This is a genomic window from Massiliimalia timonensis, assembly GCF_900186585.1.
Taxonomy (GTDB): Bacteria; Bacillota; Clostridia; order Oscillospirales; family Ruminococcaceae; genus Massiliimalia; species Massiliimalia timonensis.
Genome location: NZ_FYDD01000004.1, coordinates 450,023 through 469,790 on the forward strand (window position 1 = coordinate 450,023; position 19,768 = coordinate 469,790).

A 19,768-nucleotide genomic window follows, 5' to 3' on the forward strand; every position below is an offset into this window, starting at 1 on the left:
ATTTGGGGAGGGATGATATGCCAAGACGCAAGGCCCCGATTTTATTGCGGGATATTTTACTGACAATATTAGGAACTGCTATTTACGCATTGGGCGTATACATTTTTACTGCACCGAATCAGATCGCACCCGGAGGGGTGTCCGGGCTGGCAACGGTCATCAATTACCTGACCGGCGCCCCGATCGGGATCGTCACTGCGGCGATCAATTTTCCGCTTCTGATTTTGGGGTGGATCTATTTAGGAAAAGGATTTATTCTGAAGACCATGGTGTCGGTCATCAGCTTTGCGCTGATTTACGATCATGTGTACTGTTACCTGCCGTTTTATTCCGGAAACCCTCTGCTTGCCGCCGTTTTCGGCGGCATCCTGATCGGGATTGGTGTGGGGCTGACCTTTTACTGCGAAGGCTCTACCGGCGGGCTTGACATTGCAAACTTGCTGGTGAAGAGGCGGTACCCTCGCTTTAAGATCAGCACATTGGTATTGGCTTCCGATGTGATCGTCATTGTGCTGGCGATGATCGCGTATCAGAATTTTGATTCTGCGATGTACGCCATGATCTCCATGTATGTGCAGACAAAGCTGATCGATCTGGTTTTGATCGGTGTAGACAACGAAAAGATCGTTATGGTGATCACCCGGAAAGGCAAGGAGGTTTCAGAGTTTGTGCTTACCCGGCTGGAACGGGGTGCTACCCGTATTCCAAGCATTGGCGCATATTCCAAGCAGGAAAATGAAACGTTGCTGTGTGCGATACAGCAGAGCGAGTACCGTCAGCTGAGGCGGGCCGTTCATGAGATCGATCCGGATGCATTTGTTATGGTGGCTTCGGCCGCCGAGGTCGTTGGCTATGGCTTTCAGTCAAAATCATAGGATTTGGAAAACAGGAGGGACTTTATGCTGAAATTCGATGAACAAAAACAATTAGACAGTGTCAATGGTGCGCTGAAGCTGCGCGGTACCGTTGAGGCAATCGTAGATAGGATCGTACAAGAGGGCTATACCGATCTGTTTTTTGTCGGAGTGGGAGGAACTTATGCTTCCGGGATGCAGGTTGTTACCTACATGGCTGGAAACAGCGAGATTTCTGCCTACGCTGAAAATGCCGCGGAGCTTTTGACCAGCGGAAGCAAAAAATTCAAAAAGGGCGCGGTGATGATCTTTTCTTCCGTCACCGGCAGTACCGAGGAAATGGTGAAGATCGTAGAGCTTGCCAAGGAACGGGAGGTCCGTATCATTGCATTTGTGGATAAGGCCGACGCGCCGCTGGCAAAAGAGATCGAAGGGTGTATCTCCTATCCGGGAAATGAACAGCTAAAGCTGTTTATGGTGGCTCACCGGTTTATGTACCACAACCATGAATTCGATGATTACGCTGATTTTTACCGGGAAATGGAGGATTCACTGGCGCAGGCGCTGGTGGATGTGGAGAAAAAGGCGGATGCTTTTGGCCTTGCGTTTGCACAGCAGCACGAATATGATGATCTGCATTATTTTGTAGGGGCGGGCACCCTGTGGGGCGCTACTTATTCTTACGCGATGTGCTACTGGGAAGAAATGCACTGGATCCGCACTAAATCGATCCATGCGGCGGAATTCTTCCACGGGATGCTGGAAGTGGTGGAAAAGGATACGCCGGTCACAGTATTTGTCGGAGAAGACGCCCAAAGGCCTTTGGCCGAGCGTGTGGCCCGTTTCCTGCCGCGGATCTGCGCGAATTACACCATCATTGATACCAAGGATTATGAGCTCAAAGGGATCAGTGAAAAGTACCGCGGGCTGATTTCACATCTGGTGATGCACGCTGTGACCCAAAGGATCGACGCGCATCTGGAAAAGATCAGCTGCCATCCGATGGAGATCCGCAGGTATTACCGCAGATTAGATTACTGATACAGTTGCAATATCCGGGAAGGGCAAGTCCTTTCCGGATATTGTTTTTTATTCCGTGTGAGCGATGGGAGGATTCCAGTTTTTGGAGAAGATGTTTTCCCGCCGATAAAAAACAAGCTCAAAAATCCATACACAAATATCCCGATACCTGTTATAATAAGGACATGGATCTAACAGGAGGGGTAGTGTGCAAAATACTTTTTCACACCCCGTTTTTGTGCCTTTGCTGCAAAAAGCAAAGCGGCAATCGGCTTCGCCGAGCGGCACAAATTCCGAAGAAAGGAATGATTGATTTTTATGCCATCATTTGATTTTTCCATTGAAACACAGCAAGGGGAATGGGTGAATGTCAGTGACAAGGTTCGGACAGCTGCGGCTCTAAGCCGGATAGAGGATGGGCTTTGCGTGATTGACTGTCCCTATCTGGATGCGGCGGTCGTGATCAGCGACAGTGATGAGGCGCAGGCGAAATCGATGGAACGGGAGTGGGACGGCGTTTTTAAAAATATGCCGCAGGAAACCGCCGCTCGTTTAAAGGCGGCCATGCTTGGGGGCGCGAAAACGATTTTGATCGAGCATGGGAAGCTGTTCCTTCGGCGGGAGCAGGCGGTTTATCTGTGTGAATTCGGCCAAGCACAGGAGAGGATGCTGTTTATCAAGGTGGTAGGCTCATGACTATTTTTATTGATGCAGACGGCTGTCCAGTTGTTGACCTTACCCTAAAGATCGCAAGGGAATTAGAGATACCTGTCCTGTTGATCTGCGACACCTCCCACCGGTTTGAGCGGGAGGGCGCGCAGACGATCACCGTATCAAAGGGAGCAGACTCTGCTGATTTTGCCTTAGTAAACCGGGTAGTGCCCGGGGATGTGGTGGTGACTCAGGATTATGGACTGGCTGCTATGTGCTTGGCAAAACGGGCATTGCCGCTGAACCAGGATGGCATGGTGTACACGAATGAAAATATTGACGCGCTTTTGCTGTTTCGCCACACCGCCAGGAAAATACGCAATGCAGGCGGGCGGCTGAAAGGGAACGCCAAACGCGACCGCGCGGTACAGGACAAGGCGTTTGCAGACGCTTTGCGGAAAATCCTACTGGGCGCTTGACATTTTAAAATAGGTGTGCTATACTTCACACCGTAACTTACGATAAGGGGTGGAAGGATGCGCAATTAGTCTATATTCATTTACAGCAAATCAAGGTTTTGTTGTCGGAGTATAGGCGGTAGTGTGCGTATTTTTGGAAAAGTACGAGCTTTTTCATTCCTTGTAGCAAGTTCCTTGCAGGGGATTTGAGTCTGTTTCCGATTGCGAAACAGACTTTTTTTATTGTCTGGAGGGATTGCCTTATGCTACAGATCAATGATCTTACCATCACTTTGAAGAAGGATCTCAGAACTATTTTGGAACACTTTACCTTCACTTTGAATCCGGGAGACCATGCGGTGATCATCGGAGAGGAGGGGAACGGGAAAAGCACCCTGCTGAAACTGATTTATCAGGAGGCTTTGGTAGAATCTTATACCGAATACACCGGAGAAATTATAAAAGGGAACAACCGGCTGGGTTATCTCGCCCAGGAAATGCCCCCGAAAGACAAGGAAAAAACGATCTATGATTATCTGTTTGAACACGGCGCGTATGACGATTTAGACGCAAAAGAGATCGCGATGGTGGCTTCCCAGCTCAGACTGCCGGCAGAGTTTTTGTACTCGGATCAGATGATCGGCACCTTGTCCGGCGGGGAAAAGGTGAAGCTTCAGCTGGCACGCATTTTTATGTGCCGCCCTGACGTTCTGCTGTTGGATGAGCCGACGAATGATATTGACATCGACACACTGGAGTGGCTGGAGGGATTTATCAATCAATGCGATCTGCCGATCCTTTATGTTTCTCATGATGAAACGCTGATCGAGCGCACAGCCAATGTGATCATTCATTTGGAACAGGTACGGAAAAAGACAGTTTGCCGGCATACCATTGCCGCAGTCCCCTATGCGGAATATATGAAAAAACGCAGCAGCCAGCTGTTCCATCAGGAGCAGGTAGCAAGGAAGGAACAGGCGGAGCATCAAAAACAGATGGAGCGCTGGCAGCAAATCTACAATAAAGTGGACCACCAGCAAAGCGCTATTTCCCGAGGAGACCCGCATGGCGGACGGCTGCTCAAAAAGAAGATGAAAGCCGTGAAATCTACGCAACGCCGGCTGGAAAAAGCCGGAGAACAAATGACCCAGCTCCCGGATGTAGAAGAAGCGATCTTTCTGGACTTTGAAGCGTCGGCGCTCCCGGCTTCTAAAGAAGTGTTAAACCTAAAGCTGGCGGAATTAAAGCTGCATGAAAAACGGCTGACCGGTCCAGTCAGGCTGCGGGTAGTTGGACGGGAACATGTTGGGATCATTGGGCGAAACGGGGTGGGAAAAACCACCTTGCTGCGGATCATTGCGGAAACATTGCTTGCCCGCACCGATTTTAAAGCAGCATATATGCCGCAGAACTATCAGGATGAGCTGGACTATCGGAAAACTCCCATTGAGATTTTGGCGCCCTCCGGTGAAAAGGACGATGTTACCCGTGCGCGCAGCTATTTGGGGAGTACAAAATACACTCACGATGAGATGGAGCATGCGGCGGGGGACCTGTCCGGAGGACAACGGGCAAAGCTGTTGTTTTTAAAGATGATCCTAGAAAAATGCGATGTTTTGATTTTAGACGAACCCACCCGGAATTTCAGCCCATTGTCCAATCCAGTGATCCGAAAGATCCTGCGGGAGTACAGCGGCGCTATCATCAGCATCACCCATGACCGAAAATATCTGGACGAGGTTTGCGACAGGGTTTACAGGCTCACGGAAGAGGGCTTGGAATTGGTACGGTGAGGACAGCTTATAAGGAAAGTTCAGTTCAACAGATCGATGCTTGGAAAGGAAAAATTTTCTATGGAAAACAGACTTGAAGTTTTACGAAGAAAGCTTGACCAAATCGTAACAGATAACGAGTTTGGACAAATTTGTATGTACGCTTCACATATGTATGGGGTGTCAAAGTTTTGCGCCCTGTTGGCGGCAAAGAGGGATCTAAACGCAAAACTTGCGGCTGCATGCGGGATGCTGCATGATATTGGATATATGGCGGGCGGAAACAGCGATAATCATGCGAAAGAGGGGCGAAACGGGCAGAAGCCGTCTTAAAGGAGATGGGGGCCTATGATGACCGTGAAATCAAAATAATCACTGCCGCAATTGCCAACCACAGTGATAAACACCATATCCATAACGACTATGATGAAATGTTAAAAGATGCTGATGTCATGGATCACTGCTTCTATAATCCTGATTTTCCGGTTTCGGAATGGGAGAAAGACCGGTACCATCATCTTCTTACAGAAATTGGGATCACTTCGATCAATGAGTGATTTTACGAAATTTCATACACATGAAATCGTTCACTGCAAAGGAGAAAAAGATCCCGCTGAATTTTCTGTGAAACTAGATCGCCAAAAGGAAATGGGCAGCGCCGTGAAACGACAGAAATTTCAATTTTCCATTGAAATCTTTCCTGTTTTCCGATAAAATAGAAAAGATAAGATGTGAATTATGTAAAAAAGAGAGGATTATTATGGACGCAGGAAGATCAACAAAAATGGGTACTGCGCCGATGTTTCCATTGGTAATGGCAATGTCGTTCCCTGCCATGCTTTCGATGCTGGTACAGGCGCTTTACAATGTTGTGGATAGTTATTTTGTAGCGAAAATTTCAGAGTCAGCACTGACGGCGGTATCTTTGGCGTTTCCGTTGCAGACCTTGATGATCGCGGTGGCGATCGGGACTGCGGTCGGGCTGAATTCCCTGATCTCGCGCCGCTTGGGGGAAGGACGCCAAAAGGATGCGGACCGCGCCGCGACCCACGGCCTGATTTTGGGAGTGGTAAACTGGATCGTGTTCGCACTGGTCGGGCTTTTGGGAACAAACGCTTTCTTTAACGCGTTTACCGACGACCCGGTCGTACATCAGATGGGGTGCGATTATACCTATGTAGTGCTGATCGTTTCCTTTGGGATCTTTGTGGAGGCGAATGTTTCCCGTACGCTTCAAGCGACCGGAAATATGATCATTCCGATGGTCACACAGCTTGCCGGGGCAATTACCAACATTATCATGGACCCGATTTTGATTTTTGGCCTGCTGGGCTTTCCAAGGCTGGAGGTTATGGGCGCGGCGGTTGCAACCGTTGCGGGGCAGATCGTGGCAATGATCATCGCACTGCTGGCGCTGTTCTTCAAAGACCATGATGTGCATATCTCGTTCCGCGGGTTCCGGCCGCATTGGCGGACGATCCGTGATATTTATGCGGTAGGATTCCCGTCTATGGTAATGCAGGCGATCGGCTCTGTGATGACGGCTGGCATGAATGCGATTTTGATCTCTTTTTCCCAAACAGCAGTGGCTCTGTTTGGCGTGTACTTTAAATTGCAGTCTTTCGTGTTTATGCCGGTATTTGGGCTAAATACCGGACTTATGCCGATCATCGGCTATAACTACGGGGCAGGCAACCGCAAACGTCTGTTAAGCGCATTAAAGATCGGCGCGGTCATAGCCGCTGTCATCATGGCTGTAGGAATGGCGGTCTTCTGGATTTTCCCGGAATGGCTTTTGGGGATCTTTGAAGCTTCGGATGAGATGGTCGAGATTGGTGTTCCGGCACTGCGGAGCATTTCTTTGTGCTTTGTGCCGGCGGCGATCGGCATTATTTGCTCTACCCTGTTCCAGGCGGTCGGAATGGGGACGCGAAGTTTGTTTGTTTCCCTGCTGCGGCAGTTGATTTTGATTTTGCCAGTGGCATATCTCTTATCCAAAATTGGGTTGAATTATGTATGGTATGCGTTCCCGATCGCGGAAACTTTTTCGCTGTTGGCAAGCGTACTGCTGGCGCTTTCGGTTTACAAGCATAAGATCCGCGGCCTGGTACCGATTCGCGGGGAAGAATAAAAATCTTCCGAAAAGCAGAAATAGGGCCCCGGCTATAACTGTTTGATATACAGGAAACGGAGTAGTTGTTTTGGAACGATGGGATTTATATACAGAGGACAGGAAACTGACCGGAGAAACCCATATCAGAGGAATGGAACTGCCGGAAAACAAATATCATTTGGTGGTGCATGTATGGATCAAAAATAGTCAGGGGAAATACCTGATTTCTCAGCGTTCGGCAAATCGGCCAACATTTCCGCTGATGTGGGAATGTGTAGGCGGCTCGGTGCTCTATGGTGAAAGCAGCTTGCAGGGTGCGGTCCGTGAAGTTTGGGAAGAAGTTGGGATAGACCTTGGCGCTTCAACCGGAAAGCTAGTATTTACAAAAACGCGGGGAACCATTGGGGAAAAGAGGTTCAACGATATTTTGGATGTCTGGCTTTTTGAATATGACGGGAAAGCTGATTTGTCGCGTGTAACGACCGATGAGGTCTGCCAAACACAATGGCTTGCCCCTGAACAAATTAGATGTCTGTACCAGAAGCATCTGCTGGTTGATACATTGGAATATTTTTTTCAAAAGATCGCAGTGCTGGACTGACCTGCATGAAAGGCCAAAAAGCCGTCCGCTAGGACGGCTTTTTATTTTTCGGAAAATCTGTTATACTGAAGAAAAAAGCTGGAAGGAAGAAAAGGCATGAGTTTTGTCAAGGAAATGATTGGCCACAGCATGGACCTGTGGGAGGGATATGTGAGCCATCCGTTTTTGCAGGAACTGACCAGCGGAGCCCTGCCGCAGGAAAAGCTAAAGCGCTATATTGTGCAGGACAGCCTGTATTTAAGGGAGTATGCCCGGATTTTTGCAGTTGGGCTTTTAAAGGCTCCGTCCATGCAGGATATGGCTCATCTGAGCAGTTTGATCTCCGGGACGGTACAGGGGGAATACTTGACCCGTGACCGTTATCTACGGGAGTTCGGGGTAAAAGACTGGGAAGCAGAATCCCTCCTGCCGGAAAACCAGGCTTATCTGGATTATATGATGGGTGAAGCACAGCGCGGGGAGCTGCCCGAGATTTTTGCGGCAGTTTTGCCTTGTATGTTAAGCTATTGTTACATTGGCCGGGAGCTGATGCGGCGCTATCCAGAACAGGTGGCGGCCTCCCCCTATGCGGACCTGATACAAGATTACGGAAGTGACAGCTATTATGAGTTGTGCCGGTCTGACGCCGCATATGCGGACACGCTTTATGGGCCGCTCTCTTTGGAACGGAAAGCGCATTTAAAAGAAATATTCCGTACTGCCAGCGATTATGAGATGAAGTTCTGGGACATGTCTTATCGGGAGGAAACGTAAATGTTTGGATCAGTTTTGCAGAAGATCCGGGAATCCCGCCCATTGGTGCATGCGATCACCAACTATGTGACGATCAACGACTGCGCGAATATCATGCTGGCCGCAGGAGGTTCCCCGATCATGGCGGACGCCCCGCAGGAATCCGCGCAGATCACTGCCGCCTGTGACGGTTTGGTATTAAACCTTGGCATGCTCAACGACTCCAAAAAAGAGGCGATGAGAACCTCTGCGGCGGTCGCGGCGGAATGCGGGAAACCGGTTATTTTAGACCCGGTAGGGGTTGGGGCCTCGCCTTACCGGTTGGAAACAGCGGCTGAACTTTTAAACAGCATGGCTGTTTCGGTGATCCGGGGGAATGCGTCTGAGATCAGCGCTCTAGCCAGGGGCCATGCCCAAAGCCGGGGGGTGGATGCGGTGCTTCAGGGCGAGCCGCAAACACAGCTGCGCAGGATGAAAGAGCTGAGCAGGAAATACAGTGCCATTGTGGTGCAAACCGGGGAAACAGACCTGCTGACCGACGGGGAAACCGTTTATGAGATCCACAACGGCGACCCGATGATGAAACTGGTGACCGGGAGCGGGTGTATGCTTTCTGCCCTGACTGGGGTCTGCTGTGCGGCAGATCCGGAGCATTTGCTGGAGGCCTGCGCTTGTGCGGTCTGCATGATGGGGCTTGCCGGAGAATTAAGCGGGGCGGAAACGGCCGCGCGCGGCGGGGGAACCGCTTCGTTCCGTGTGGGGCTGATCGACTGGGTCAGCAAGATGAATGAGGAGATACTGAACGGAGGGATGAAGCTTGAAATGCGAAGCGACGATGATGCGGCTGTATGCGGTAACTGACCGCACCTGGTTACATGGCCGGGAATTAACAGAGGCTGTGAAAGAGGCCATTGCGGGAGGGATCACCTGCCTACAACTGCGGGAAAAGGATCTTTCTCCGGCTGCCTTTTTAGAGGAGGCGCTGGAGTTAAAACGTGTGACAACTGCGGCGGGGATCCCGCTGATTATTAACGACAGTGTGGATATTTGCTTAAAAAGCGGCGCCGACGGTGTCCATGTGGGACAGGGAGATATGGCCGCTGGTGAAGTGCGCAGACTTTTAGGGCCGGATAAGATTCTGGGCGTATCGGCCCGTACGGTAGAACAGGCCTTGGCCGCTCAAAAAGCGGGAGCGGATTATTTGGGGGTCGGCGCGATGTTTGGGACCTCCACCAAGCTGGATGCAAAGAAAACATCACTGGAAACACTGCATGCGATCTGTGAAGCAGTGTCGATCCCGGTAGTCGCGATCGGCGGCGTGCGGGAGGAAAACCTGCTTTCCCTTTCCGGGAGTGGAGCCGATGGGGCGGCGGTCGTATCCGCGATCTTCGCACAGAAGGATATTTGCCGGGCGGCGAAGCGGCTGCGGGATCTGTCCGACCAAATGGTGGCCGGAAAATAAAAGATCAAGGCGAAAGAGCACAGAAAAATTTCTGTGCTCTTTTTTTACAAAACTACTTTACTTGTCGTAGTAATTGTGGTATGATGAAATTACTTTATCAGATATAGTAGTTTTATGGGAGGTGATATTCTGATCAGCAGCGATGTGATCCGGGGATATAATGACACGATTGTGCTCAGCTTACTGCGTCGGAAAGATTCCTACGGATATGAGATTTCAAAAGAGATCGACCGCCTTTCCGGCGGAAAGTACCAGATCAAAGAAACCACCTTGTATTCTACGGTGAACCGGCTGGAAAAAAACGGGTATATCGCCTCCTATTACGGAAGCGAAACGTTTGGGAAACGAAGGACCTATTATCGGATCACCTCGGCAGGACTGGGGTATTACCGGGAAAAATGCGAGGAGTGGGAGCTGACAAAGCGGGTGATCGACTGCTTTGTCAAGGAGGATTTCATGGAAGGAAAGGGAGAACAGCCAGATGACTAAGATTCAAAACTATGTAGAAAATGTATTTGCCGGCCTGCCGAAAACAAAAGAAGCGGTGGAAATGAAATTGGGGATCATCGACTCCATGGAAGAAAAATATTCGGAACTGCTTTCTATGGGAAAGAACGAGAACGAGGCTTTTGGGGAAGTGATCGCTGACTTTGGGAGCATTGAAGAGATCCGGGAGGAGCTGGGGCTGGCACAGCCAAGATATGAAAGTGTTTTAAGGGAGGGATCTCATGCGCCATCCGCCCCGCTTGAAACGACGGATGCGTCATCTGATCCTGATAACTTTAACCAGTTTCAGAAAAAATTCCGGCTTGCCATTACGACCGGCGTGCTTTTCTGTATCCTCGCCCTGATCGGGACGCTGGTCACTGAAAGGATTTCCGGTGAGGACAGTAACGCCCCGGCGATCGTCTTTTTCTGCTTTATTGCTGTAGCTGTTGGGATCTTTGTTTATTTTGGGATGCAGTACAGCGCTTATGAAAATAAAAGAGCAGCGCAATCTGTCCGGCATACGTCCCAGAACCGTGGCAATGAGATCGTGGATGCCCTGTGCGGGATCATCATGCTGGTTGCAACCGTTATATTTTTGTTTTTGGGCTTTTTCGGCAGCCTATGGCATCCGGGCTGGGTGGTGTTCCCGATTGGCGGGGTGATCTGCGGGATCGTTGACATTGTTGCCAAACTGTGGAAAAAGAGTTAAAATAAAACAAAAACTCCAGTTTGAAAGGGCGGACCAGCATGAAAAAAGTATTGACGATCGCAGGATCGGATTGCAGCGGCGGCGCAGGGATCCAGGCGGACCTGAAAACGATGACGGCGCATAAAGTATATGGAATGAGCGTGATCACGGCCTTGACCGCGCAGAATACCACCGGGGTGTATGGTATTTTGGAAGCAGGCGCAGATTTTGTAGCAAACCAGATGGATTGTGTGTTTACCGATATCGTACCGGATGCGGTGAAGATCGGGATGGTGTCCTCAGCGCCGATCATCGAAACGATTGCTAAGAAGCTGACAGAGTATCAGGCGAAAAATATCGTATTGGATCCGGTCATGGTGTCTACCAGCGGGAGCAAGCTGCTGAGCGACGACGCGATGGATGCACTGATCACAAAGCTGATCCCCTTGGCGGACATCATTACGCCCAATCTGCCGGAGGCGGAATGCCTTTGCGGCTTTTCGATCCATACGAAGGAAGAAATGGTGCGGGCGGCGGAAGCGATCGCTAAATTCTGCAAGGCGGCTATTTTGATAAAAGGCGGGCATTTGAGCGATACGGCAGATGATCTGCTGTATACGGCTGGAAAGACACATTGGTTTTCCAGCAGTCGGGTGGATAACCCGAACACACATGGAACTGGCTGCACCCTTTCCAGCGCGATCGCCTGCAATTTGGCAATGGGATACCCGGCGGAAACCAGTGTGGAACATGCGAAAAATTATATTACCGGGGCGCTTCAAGCCGGACTTGATCTGGGAAAGGGCAGCGGACCGCTTGACCACTGCTTTGATTTATGATAATTTATTCGACATCTGTTTTTATTAAAACAGATGTCTTTTTATATGACGGAGATCGATCAGACCTCTAGGCGAAATTTTGTGCAAAATAGCGGGGCGAAACAGTTGTCAAACAGGCGGAATATTGGTATAATATTAGACAATAAAATCTTAAAGAACAAGGTGACGAGGAATGGAACTGAAAATTGAATTGACCAGACAGCCAAAAGAAAAACCGGCTGATGAAAACAAGCTGGGCTTTGGGCACATCTTTACAGACCACATGTTTGTCATGGACTGGGACAAGGAACATGGCTGGCATGATGCAAAGATCGTCCCGTTTGCCCCGATCTTAATGAGCCCGGCCGCGACCTGCCTGCATTACGGACAGGAAGTATTTGAAGGGATGAAAGCTTACCGCACCGAAAGCGGCGAGATCAGATTGTTCCGTCCACAGGAAAATTTCCGCAGGATGAATGAATCCCACGACCGGATCTGTATCCCAAAATTTGACGAGGCATTTTTGCTGGAAGCGCTGAAAAAACTGATTGAAATTGATGCGGATTGGGTCCCGCACACCTATGGGACCTCCCTGTATATCCGTCCGTTTACCATTGGGACCGAGGAATCTTTGGGCGCGCATTCCTCCACGAAGTATAAATTCCTGATCATCATGTCGCCGTCCGGGGCGTATTATGAAGGCGGCCTGGCCCCGGTGAAAATCTATGTGGAAACTAAATACGTCCGTGCAACTCCGGGCGGGACAGGGTTCGCCAAAACCGGCGGAAACTATGCGGCTTCTTTAAAAGCACAGGACGTTGCCGCGGAAGAGGGATACTCTCAGGTATTGTGGCTGGACGGCGTCCACCGCAAATATGTAGAAGAGGTCGGCGCGATGAATGTGTTCTTTGTTCTGGGTGATGAAATCGTAACACCGGAACTGGACGGAAGCATCCTGTCCGGGATCACTAGAAAGTCTGCGGTTGAGATCCTGCGTTCTTGGGGATACAAGGTTTCAGAACGGGCGCTGGATATTCAGGAGCTAGTGGATGCATATCATGCGGGGACCTTAAAAGAAGCATTTGGGACAGGGACCGCGGCGGTCATCTCCCCGATCGGTGAACTGAAATATAATGATCTTGTCATGGAGATCAACCACAATGAAATCGGCGAGATCTCACAGCGGCTGTATGACGAGCTGACAGGCATCCAATGGGGCAAGGTGGAAGACCGCTTCAACTGGATCGTTAAGGTAAAATAATGAAAACGGAATTGGCAGCGCCAATTCCGTTTTCCTATGAAGGGGGCGAAATGTACGCGTAAGCTTACATACTTGATTCCCAAGGAACACGACGGGAAGATCGTACAGGATTATTTGATGAAAGAACAGGGGTTTTCCAGAAGGCTCCTGACACGTTTAAAACGTGAGCCGGCACATATTCACTGTAATGGGGAGCACATCCGCATGGTAGACAGGCTGCGCCAAGGGGATTCGCTCACTGTTATTTTAACGGAGCCCGCGCATATTCCGCCAAACCCAGAGCTAGTGGTGCCGATCATTTATGAGGACCAAGACCTGATCGTGTTCCGCAAGCCTGCGGGAATGCCGGTGCATCCGTCTATCCTGCATTACCGCGACACGCTGGCGAATTTCTTCAGCTACCACATGCAGGTGCAGGGAATAGAAGCCACGTTCCGGCCGATCAACCGTTTGGACCGTGACACCATGGGGCTATGTCTTGCAGCCAAGAACGCGCTGGCCGCCCAAAAGCTGTGCGGGAGGTTAGAAAAGGAGTATACGGCAATCGTTTGCGGAATTTTGCCGGAAGAATCAGGAGAGATCGACGCGCCGATCGGCCGGGAAGACGGGAGCCTGTTGAAGCGTACTGTGAGGCAGGATGGACAGCGCAGTGTGACCCGTTATTGGGTGCTGGAACGGACGGAGCACTATACTACCGTGAAGATCCAGCTGTTGACAGGACGCACGCACCAAATAAGGGTCCATTTTTCCCATCTTGGGTTTCCGCTGGCAGGGGATGGGCTTTACGGCGGAAGTACCAATGATTACCGGACGCAGGCCCTGTGCTGCAATCGGTTGGAGTTCGTGCATCCAGTAGCAGGAGAAGTACTGGATTTTCGCATAAATATACAAGAAGAATGGGCTGCTATTCAGGTATAGATGAATAATTATGCATTTTAACCTGTCATTTTGATGATTTTATGCGAATAATTGCATAATTATATAGTAAAAGTATGGATTTTTACGAATTTTTCCGAAAAAGCCTTGCAAGAACATGCAAAGTGTGATACATTAATTACTGTTATAAAAAAACAGGATATCGATTCACCGAGCGGTGATGACATAAGAAAAAAGAGGAGTATGAGCAAGATGAAAAAGTTTTTAGCAGTTGCATTATCCGCTGTTGTGGCATGCGGTCTGTTTGCTTCCTGCGGGAAGACCCCGGCAGCGAATGGAAACGATAATACAAGCGGCGCTTCCAGCACGGCGGCTTCCGACAGCGCTGTGGAAGCGATCAAAGCCAAAGGGGAATTGGTCATGTATACCAACGCCACCTTCCCTCCGTTTGAATACCTGTCCGACACCAGCGAAGCCGTAGGCGTGGACGTGGACATTGCACAGGCGATCGCTGATGAGCTGGGTGTGGAGCTGAAAGTGGAAAACGTTGACTTTGACAGCATTGTGCCAAGCATTCAGTCTGGAAAAGGCGACATCGGTGCGGCTGGGATGACCGTTACCCCGGAACGCCAGAAAGAAGTAGATTTCTCTGACACTTATGCAACTTCTATCCAGTATATCATCGTGCCGGAAGATGTTGAGGTGTCTAAGGTAGAAGATTTAGCCGGCAAAGCGATCGGCGTTCAGACTGGTACTACCGGCGATACCCTGATCGCAGGCGAGATCAACGGAAAAGAAGATGAAGAAGGCAATAAAGTTGAGGGCGTGCTTCAGGGTACCGATGCGGAAGAAGTTCAGTATAAGAGCGCTTTGGAAGCAACTCAGGACTTGTTAAACGGACGGATCGACGCGGTTGTTATCGACAAAATGCCAGCAGAATCCATCGTGGCTAAAAATGACGGCCTGAAATGTGTGGAACTGGTTTATGCTGACGGCAGCAAAACAGAAGAATCTTATGGGATCTGTGTTGCTAAAGGCAGCGACCTGACAGAAGTAGTCAACAAGGTCATCAAAGACCTTCAGGACAGCGGAAAGATCGACGAATTTATGGTCGATCATTCCAACGCTTAGTTTGCCGGTAAAATGGCAAGAGATTTCGGAGAAACCCGTCAGGGGACAGCCTGTGGCTGTCCCGCGGGTTTTTGTGTTGTTTTGATATAGACGGAAAGGTCGGGTGAGATGCTTATGGCAGAATGGTTCCAGCAGTTGGGCGACCAATTTATGAAAACCTTTGTAGAAGGAGAACGTTGGCATCTGTTTTGGCAGGGCTTTGGGAATACGATTTTAATTTCATTATTCGCAGTAGTAATCGGCGTGATTATAGGTCTTTTAGTCGGAGTGGTGCGTGTGTACCACAACCAGACTGGGAAGTGGAAAGTTCCAAATGCGGTTTGCCGCGCCTATGTTTCGGTCATCCGGGGCACCCCGATGATCCTGCAGCTGATGATCTGGTATTATATCATCTTCGCTTCCCTGAACCGCGATTATGTACTATTTGTCGCAGTGCTGGGCTTTGGCTTAAACTCGGGCGCTTATGTTTCTGAAATTATTCGCGGCGGGATCCAGAGCATCGACGTGGGACAAATGGAGGCCGGGCGGTCTTTGGGGCTTAGCCAGGTGCAAACGATGCGGTTTATTATCCTTCCTCAGGCGGTGAAGAACTCTCTTCCGGCTTTGGGGAATGAGTTTATTGTTTTGTTAAAGGAAACCTCTGTTGCCGGAACGATTACCGTGATAGATTTGACCCAGGCGGCAAACCTGGTTCGCGCCAATACATATGAACCGTTTTTCCCGCTGATCGCAGTAGCGGTCGTTTATTGGGTACTAGTAACTGGTTTGAGCGCTTTGCTGAAACGTGCGGAAAGGAGGATGGCGAAGAGTGATCGAGGTTAAGGAACTGCACAAGTCATTTGGAACAAATGATGTGTTAAACGGGATTACAGAACGAATTGAACAGGGTGAAAAAATTGCGATCATCGGGCCATCCGGTTCCGGGAAAAGTACGTTTTTGCGCTGCTTGAATTTGTTGGAGCGGCCGACCAGCGGAGAAATTTGGGTCGACGGGGAAAAAATCACAGATCCAAAATGCAATATTGATAAAGTGCGTCAGAAAATGGGGATGGTATTCCAGCACTTTAACCTGTTTCCGCATTTGACGATTTTAGATAATATTACCCTTGCACCAATTCAGCTAAAGCTGATGAGCAAGGAAGAGGCCCAAAACAAGGCGTATGAGCTGCTGGAACGAATCGGCTTGCGGGATAAGGCGGACACCTATCCGGCCATGCTGTCCGGCGGCCAGAAGCAGAGGATCGCCATTATCCGGGCGCTTGCCATGAATCCGGAAGTGATGCTGTTTGACGAGCCTACTTCCGCGCTGGACCCAGAAATGGTGGGCGAGGTGCTGGATCTGATCAAGGAGCTGGCTGATGAGGGGATGACGATGGTGATCGTTACCCATGAAATGGGCTTTGCCAAAGAGGTAGCCACTCGTGTGATGTTTGTGGATGAGGGCGTGATCAAGGAGCAAAACACTCCGAACGAATTTTTTGAAAGTCCGCAAAACCCAAGATTAAAAGAATTTTTGTCGAAAGTGTTATAAAAAAATATTTCGCAGGAGTTATTCCTGCGAAATATTTTTTGTTTTCTGAAAGGAACAGAACATGTTTGATTTGCGTAAATGAAAATTTTTAGTAACGTATATAAACTTACAAGTTGTATTTACAAAATGCATAAAAAATGATATTCTAATAAAGTGTAATAAATTTTATTCAATAAAATATGAATACGGGAGAAAAATTGAGATATGTGGGAATACAAGGTTTCGGTCATTGTGCCGATTTATAATGTTGAAAAGTATTTGGCACAATGTTTGGAGCAACTGGCCGCACAAACTTTGGAGGGGATCGAGGTACTGCTGATAAACGATGGTTCGCCGGATCATTCGCAGGAGATCATCGATCGGTATACCCAAAAATATCCCCAGATATTTACATCTTATACCAAGAAAAACGGGGGACTGTCTGATGCCAGAAATTTTGGGATCGAACGGGCAAAAGGGAAATATATCGGATTTGTAGACAGTGATGATTTGATCGCTGCTGATATGTATCAGAAACTTTATGAAAAAGCAGAGAGTGAAAATGCGGATGTTGTCTTGTGTGGATTTTACAAATTTTCTGACAAGGAAAAATTCCGTCCGGACGTTTCCAGGATGAACTGGCGGAATATTAAAAATATTCGGAAAACTTATCTGTTTGGAAAAAACGTTCAAGAGACCCCGGTCATTTTACGCTATGCGACTTCATATGCATGGAATAAATTGTATCGCAGAGATTTTTTTGGTGATTTTCGTTTTCCAGTCGGACGAGTATTTGAGGACTCAGCACGGATCTATTCAATACTGGCTGCCGCCGAAAAAATCGCTTTGGTTGAGGAACCGCTTTATTATTATCGTGTTCTGCACAATAACTCTATCACGCAGTCGATTAATAAGAAGGTTTTTGATGTTTTATTGTCTTGTCAGGATATCGTCAGCTATTTTAAGCAGAACGATCTGTTTGAGCATTGTCATGATGAGATTGAATATTTGTGCATCATGCATCTGTTCGCGCGAATGAAAGCGTTTCGCGGTAAACGAAATTTCCCCCTGATGTTTTCTTTTGTCGATCAGGCATTTGCTTTTTTGGACAAGAATTTTCCCGACTGGCGGCAGAATCCTTATCAGACAGAAACCTATATTCGGAAAAAAGCATTAGATGTCAATTGGGTATCCTGTCATTTGAGTGAAACGAAATGGCTGGTGAAGTTATTTTTAATTTTCTGTTTTCTGACAGCTTTCAGTGACCGCGTAAAAAAAGGCTTAAAACGCCGAAAGAAAAAACTGGTGAAGAAGCTGAAAACAAAGACGCCAAAAACTGTGGTAAAAGAAGAGATCATATTAGAATTAGAACAGGAGCCAGCCCTGGATGAAGATCAGGATGATAACGAAAGTCAGGAATCCCCCAAAACAGATGGCCGCATGGGAATGGATGAGCAGGATCTGCGCGATCTACAGATGGAAGGCCTAAGGATCCTAAAATGTGTAGACCGTTTTTGCGAGGAAAAAGGGTTGACGTACTATCTGGCAGAAGGAACACTGCTGGGAGCAGTCCGCCATCAGGGCTTTATCCCATGGGATGATGATGTTGATATTTTGATGCCGCGCGAGGATTACGACCGCTTTGTGCAGGAATGGGGAGAACACTCGATCGACCAATGTGTTCTACTGCATCAAACTACCTATGATAAATATTACCTGCCGTTTGCAAAAATCATTTCCCGCGCCCCGACAGGATTTCGGTCGTTCCAGCGTATTACACCGGAACGTTTCCATGGACCGAGTATCGACGTGTTTCCGTTGGATCACGGTGTAGCGTTTAACGACCCTGCTCAGCTTAAAACCTGCCGGAAGCTCCGGCGTGTACGAAATATTTTGCTGACTAAGGTGGGTTATATCAAGAATAAGAAAAAACGTCGGAAATATTGGCTGCGCTCCAAGCTGTTCAGCCATGACTATCTGTTCCGAAAACTGTACCAGCTCTCTACGGAAAACAGCAGTGAGAACAGTGAATATCTTGTCAACTTTGCAAGCTCTTATTTAGTCGATAAGGAATGCTTCCCAAAAGAGTATTTTGGAAAGCCGGTTAAAGCCCCATTTGAGGATGCTTTGCTTTCTGTACCGCAGAATGCGGACAAGATCTTGCAAAGGATCTATGGCGATTATATGCAATTGCCTCCGGAACATAAGAGGGTCTGCCGCCATACTTTTTACCGTGAAAAGCAATAACAGCGACAGCAAAGAGGTGCAAAATGGCTGAAAAAAGATTGATTTATATCGATTTGCTGAGGGTGTTATCTTCAGTGATGGTAATTGCCACTCATGTGGTGATGCACTATATTAATTGTTTTCCGGTCCATTCCATACCGTGGGGGATGCTGGAAACGGCAAAAGGGATCACGCAATTCGCCGTGCCGGTTTTCTTCATGATCAGCGGTGCAATGATTCTTTCCGGGAAAAGAGAGGAAAGTTATTCTTCCTTTTTGAAAAGGCGGTTTTCCAAAATCGCGCTTCCGTTTTTATCATGGTCAGTGATTTATTTTTTGTTTTTCGCCCTTGTGAAAGACAAATTCGAGTTGGATTTGCTGGTATTTTTTAAGGCCCTTTTTACACAGGATATATCCGGGCATTTTTGGTTTATGTACACTATATTAGTACTGTACCTGTTTCTGCCATTTTTTAAACGCTTGGTTTCTGTGTTAGATGAAAAGCAGTTGCTTCTTCTAATTGGTGCGTTGTTTGCGTTTAGCTCACTGCTGCCTTTTGTCAATGGGCTTATGAGCCGAGCAGTTGGCTTTGAGATCGCGATACCGGAGTTTTCTAAGCAGGCTGCTTATTTTGGCTATATGTTGACGGGCTATTGGCTTCATACCACTGCATTGCTGAAGAAGAAATGGTTTGCACAGATTCTTCCAATCGCTGGGGCAGCTGCTTTGGTTTTGATGTCAGTGTTGACTTGGTTTGAGTCTCAGAAAAAAATCGACCAGTTTTATCTGAATATTACCTATCCTTTGGTAGTTATCTTTTCCATTGCTGTCATGGGATGCGTCAAGCTTTGGATCGGCGACAAAAAAATTCGCGGGGTAGTAATCGTATCGCTGGGAAAACTTTCGTTTACGGCGTATTTGGTGCACATGCTTTGGCTGAGAGGGATGCAAATTTTTATTCCGCAAAGCTTTATAAAGGAGTTAAGTGCTGTACAGGCGCTACCGTATCTTTTGGGCGAGTTTGCGGTTGGTTTGGCTGGAAGCTTTTTGGTGGCATGGGCATGCAGTAAGATTAAGTATGTTAACCGGATTTTTTAGGAAAGGTAT

22 protein-coding genes are annotated in these 19,768 nt (G+C 48.4%); all 22 read left to right on the forward strand.

Annotated elements, in window-relative coordinates:
- The first annotated feature begins 17 nt into the window (after positions 1–17).
- The 22 genes from CIB36_RS09945 (at position 18) to CIB36_RS10050 (ending at position 19,759) form a co-directional block, all read left to right on the forward strand.
- Complete coding sequence (locus CIB36_RS09945; protein ID WP_093989403.1) at positions 18–875, forward strand: YitT family protein; 858 nt, start codon at positions 18–20, stop codon at positions 873–875.
- A 24-nt stretch (positions 876–899) separates the two neighbouring features.
- Positions 900–1,895, forward strand: a complete 996-nt coding sequence (locus CIB36_RS09950) for an SIS domain-containing protein (protein ID WP_093989404.1) — start codon at positions 900–902, stop codon at positions 1,893–1,895.
- Positions 1,896–2,192: 297 nt separating this feature from the next.
- Complete coding sequence (locus CIB36_RS09955) at positions 2,193–2,570, forward strand: YjbQ family protein (RefSeq protein ID WP_154825497.1); 378 nt, start codon at positions 2,193–2,195, stop codon at positions 2,568–2,570.
- Entirely contained in the window at positions 2,567–3,004 is a 438-nt protein-coding gene (locus CIB36_RS09960; RefSeq protein ID WP_093989406.1) for a YaiI/YqxD family protein, read from the forward strand. The genes CIB36_RS09955 and CIB36_RS09960 overlap by 4 nt, the downstream gene beginning before the upstream one ends.
- Positions 3,005–3,246: 242 nt before the next feature.
- Positions 3,247–4,776: an ATP-binding cassette domain-containing protein gene (locus tag CIB36_RS09965; protein WP_093989407.1), complete on the forward strand. Its 1,530-nt coding sequence runs from the start codon at positions 3,247–3,249 to the stop codon at positions 4,774–4,776.
- 60 nt (positions 4,777–4,836) lie between these two features.
- Positions 4,837–5,088, forward strand: a complete 252-nt coding sequence (locus tag CIB36_RS09970) for an HD domain-containing protein (protein WP_158662659.1) — start codon at positions 4,837–4,839, stop codon at positions 5,086–5,088.
- 5 nt (positions 5,089–5,093) lie between these two features.
- Positions 5,094–5,312: a hypothetical protein gene (locus CIB36_RS09975; protein ID WP_093989409.1), complete on the forward strand. Its 219-nt coding sequence runs from the start codon at positions 5,094–5,096 to the stop codon at positions 5,310–5,312.
- Between the two features lie 203 nt (positions 5,313–5,515).
- Positions 5,516–6,886: an MATE family efflux transporter gene (locus CIB36_RS09980; protein WP_093989410.1), complete on the forward strand. Its 1,371-nt coding sequence runs from the start codon at positions 5,516–5,518 to the stop codon at positions 6,884–6,886.
- A gap of 70 nt (positions 6,887–6,956) precedes the next feature.
- On the forward strand, positions 6,957–7,469 hold the full coding sequence (locus CIB36_RS09985) for an NUDIX hydrolase (protein ID WP_229408234.1): 513 nt from the start codon (positions 6,957–6,959) through the stop codon (positions 7,467–7,469).
- Positions 7,470–7,565: 96 nt separating this feature from the next.
- Positions 7,566–8,222, forward strand: a complete 657-nt coding sequence (tenA, locus tag CIB36_RS09990; protein WP_093989411.1) for a thiaminase II — start codon at positions 7,566–7,568, stop codon at positions 8,220–8,222.
- Positions 8,223–9,062 (forward strand): hydroxyethylthiazole kinase, encoded by an 840-nt coding sequence (gene thiM / locus CIB36_RS09995; RefSeq protein WP_093989412.1) that lies wholly within the window; start codon positions 8,223–8,225, stop codon positions 9,060–9,062.
- On the forward strand, positions 9,019–9,663 hold the full coding sequence (gene thiE, locus CIB36_RS10000) for a thiamine phosphate synthase (RefSeq protein WP_093989413.1): 645 nt from the start codon (positions 9,019–9,021) through the stop codon (positions 9,661–9,663). Before thiM ends, thiE begins: the two co-directional genes overlap by 44 nt.
- 129 nt (positions 9,664–9,792) lie before the next feature.
- Positions 9,793–10,152 carry a PadR family transcriptional regulator gene (locus CIB36_RS10005; protein ID WP_093990001.1) on the forward strand — a complete coding sequence of 120 codons (360 nt, stop codon included), beginning with the start codon at positions 9,793–9,795 and terminating at the stop codon, positions 10,150–10,152.
- A complete protein-coding gene (locus tag CIB36_RS10010) occupies positions 10,145–10,861 on the forward strand; it encodes a permease prefix domain 1-containing protein (RefSeq protein WP_093989414.1) in 717 nt (238 codons plus the stop codon). The genes CIB36_RS10005 and CIB36_RS10010 overlap by 8 nt, the downstream gene beginning before the upstream one ends.
- Positions 10,862–10,899: 38 nt before the next feature.
- On the forward strand, positions 10,900–11,679 hold the full coding sequence (thiD, locus tag CIB36_RS10015) for a bifunctional hydroxymethylpyrimidine kinase/phosphomethylpyrimidine kinase (RefSeq protein WP_093989415.1): 780 nt from the start codon (positions 10,900–10,902) through the stop codon (positions 11,677–11,679).
- Positions 11,680–11,851: 172 nt separating this feature from the next.
- Positions 11,852–12,919: a branched-chain amino acid aminotransferase gene (locus CIB36_RS10020; RefSeq protein ID WP_093989416.1), complete on the forward strand. Its 1,068-nt coding sequence runs from the start codon at positions 11,852–11,854 to the stop codon at positions 12,917–12,919.
- 72 nt (positions 12,920–12,991) lie between these two features.
- The gene (locus CIB36_RS10025) at positions 12,992–13,837 is read left to right on the forward strand and encodes an RluA family pseudouridine synthase (protein ID WP_158662660.1); all 846 of its coding nucleotides are present in this window, start codon (positions 12,992–12,994) and stop codon (positions 13,835–13,837) included.
- Positions 13,838–14,047: 210 nt separating this feature from the next.
- Complete coding sequence (locus tag CIB36_RS10030; protein ID WP_093989418.1) at positions 14,048–14,926, forward strand: transporter substrate-binding domain-containing protein; 879 nt, start codon at positions 14,048–14,050, stop codon at positions 14,924–14,926.
- A 114-nt stretch (positions 14,927–15,040) separates the two neighbouring features.
- Positions 15,041–15,748, forward strand: coding sequence for an amino acid ABC transporter permease (locus CIB36_RS10035; RefSeq protein WP_093990002.1), 708 nt, complete (start codon positions 15,041–15,043; stop codon positions 15,746–15,748).
- The gene (locus CIB36_RS10040) at positions 15,735–16,457 is read left to right on the forward strand and encodes an amino acid ABC transporter ATP-binding protein (protein ID WP_093989419.1); all 723 of its coding nucleotides are present in this window, start codon (positions 15,735–15,737) and stop codon (positions 16,455–16,457) included. The genes CIB36_RS10035 and CIB36_RS10040 overlap by 14 nt, the downstream gene beginning before the upstream one ends.
- A 204-nt stretch (positions 16,458–16,661) precedes the next feature.
- Positions 16,662–18,683, forward strand: a complete 2,022-nt coding sequence (locus tag CIB36_RS10045) for a LicD family protein (protein WP_093989420.1) — start codon at positions 16,662–16,664, stop codon at positions 18,681–18,683.
- 23 nt (positions 18,684–18,706) lie between these two features.
- The gene (locus tag CIB36_RS10050; protein ID WP_093989421.1) at positions 18,707–19,759 is read left to right on the forward strand and encodes an acyltransferase; all 1,053 of its coding nucleotides are present in this window, start codon (positions 18,707–18,709) and stop codon (positions 19,757–19,759) included.
- The last annotated feature ends 9 nt before the right edge of the window (positions 19,760–19,768 follow it).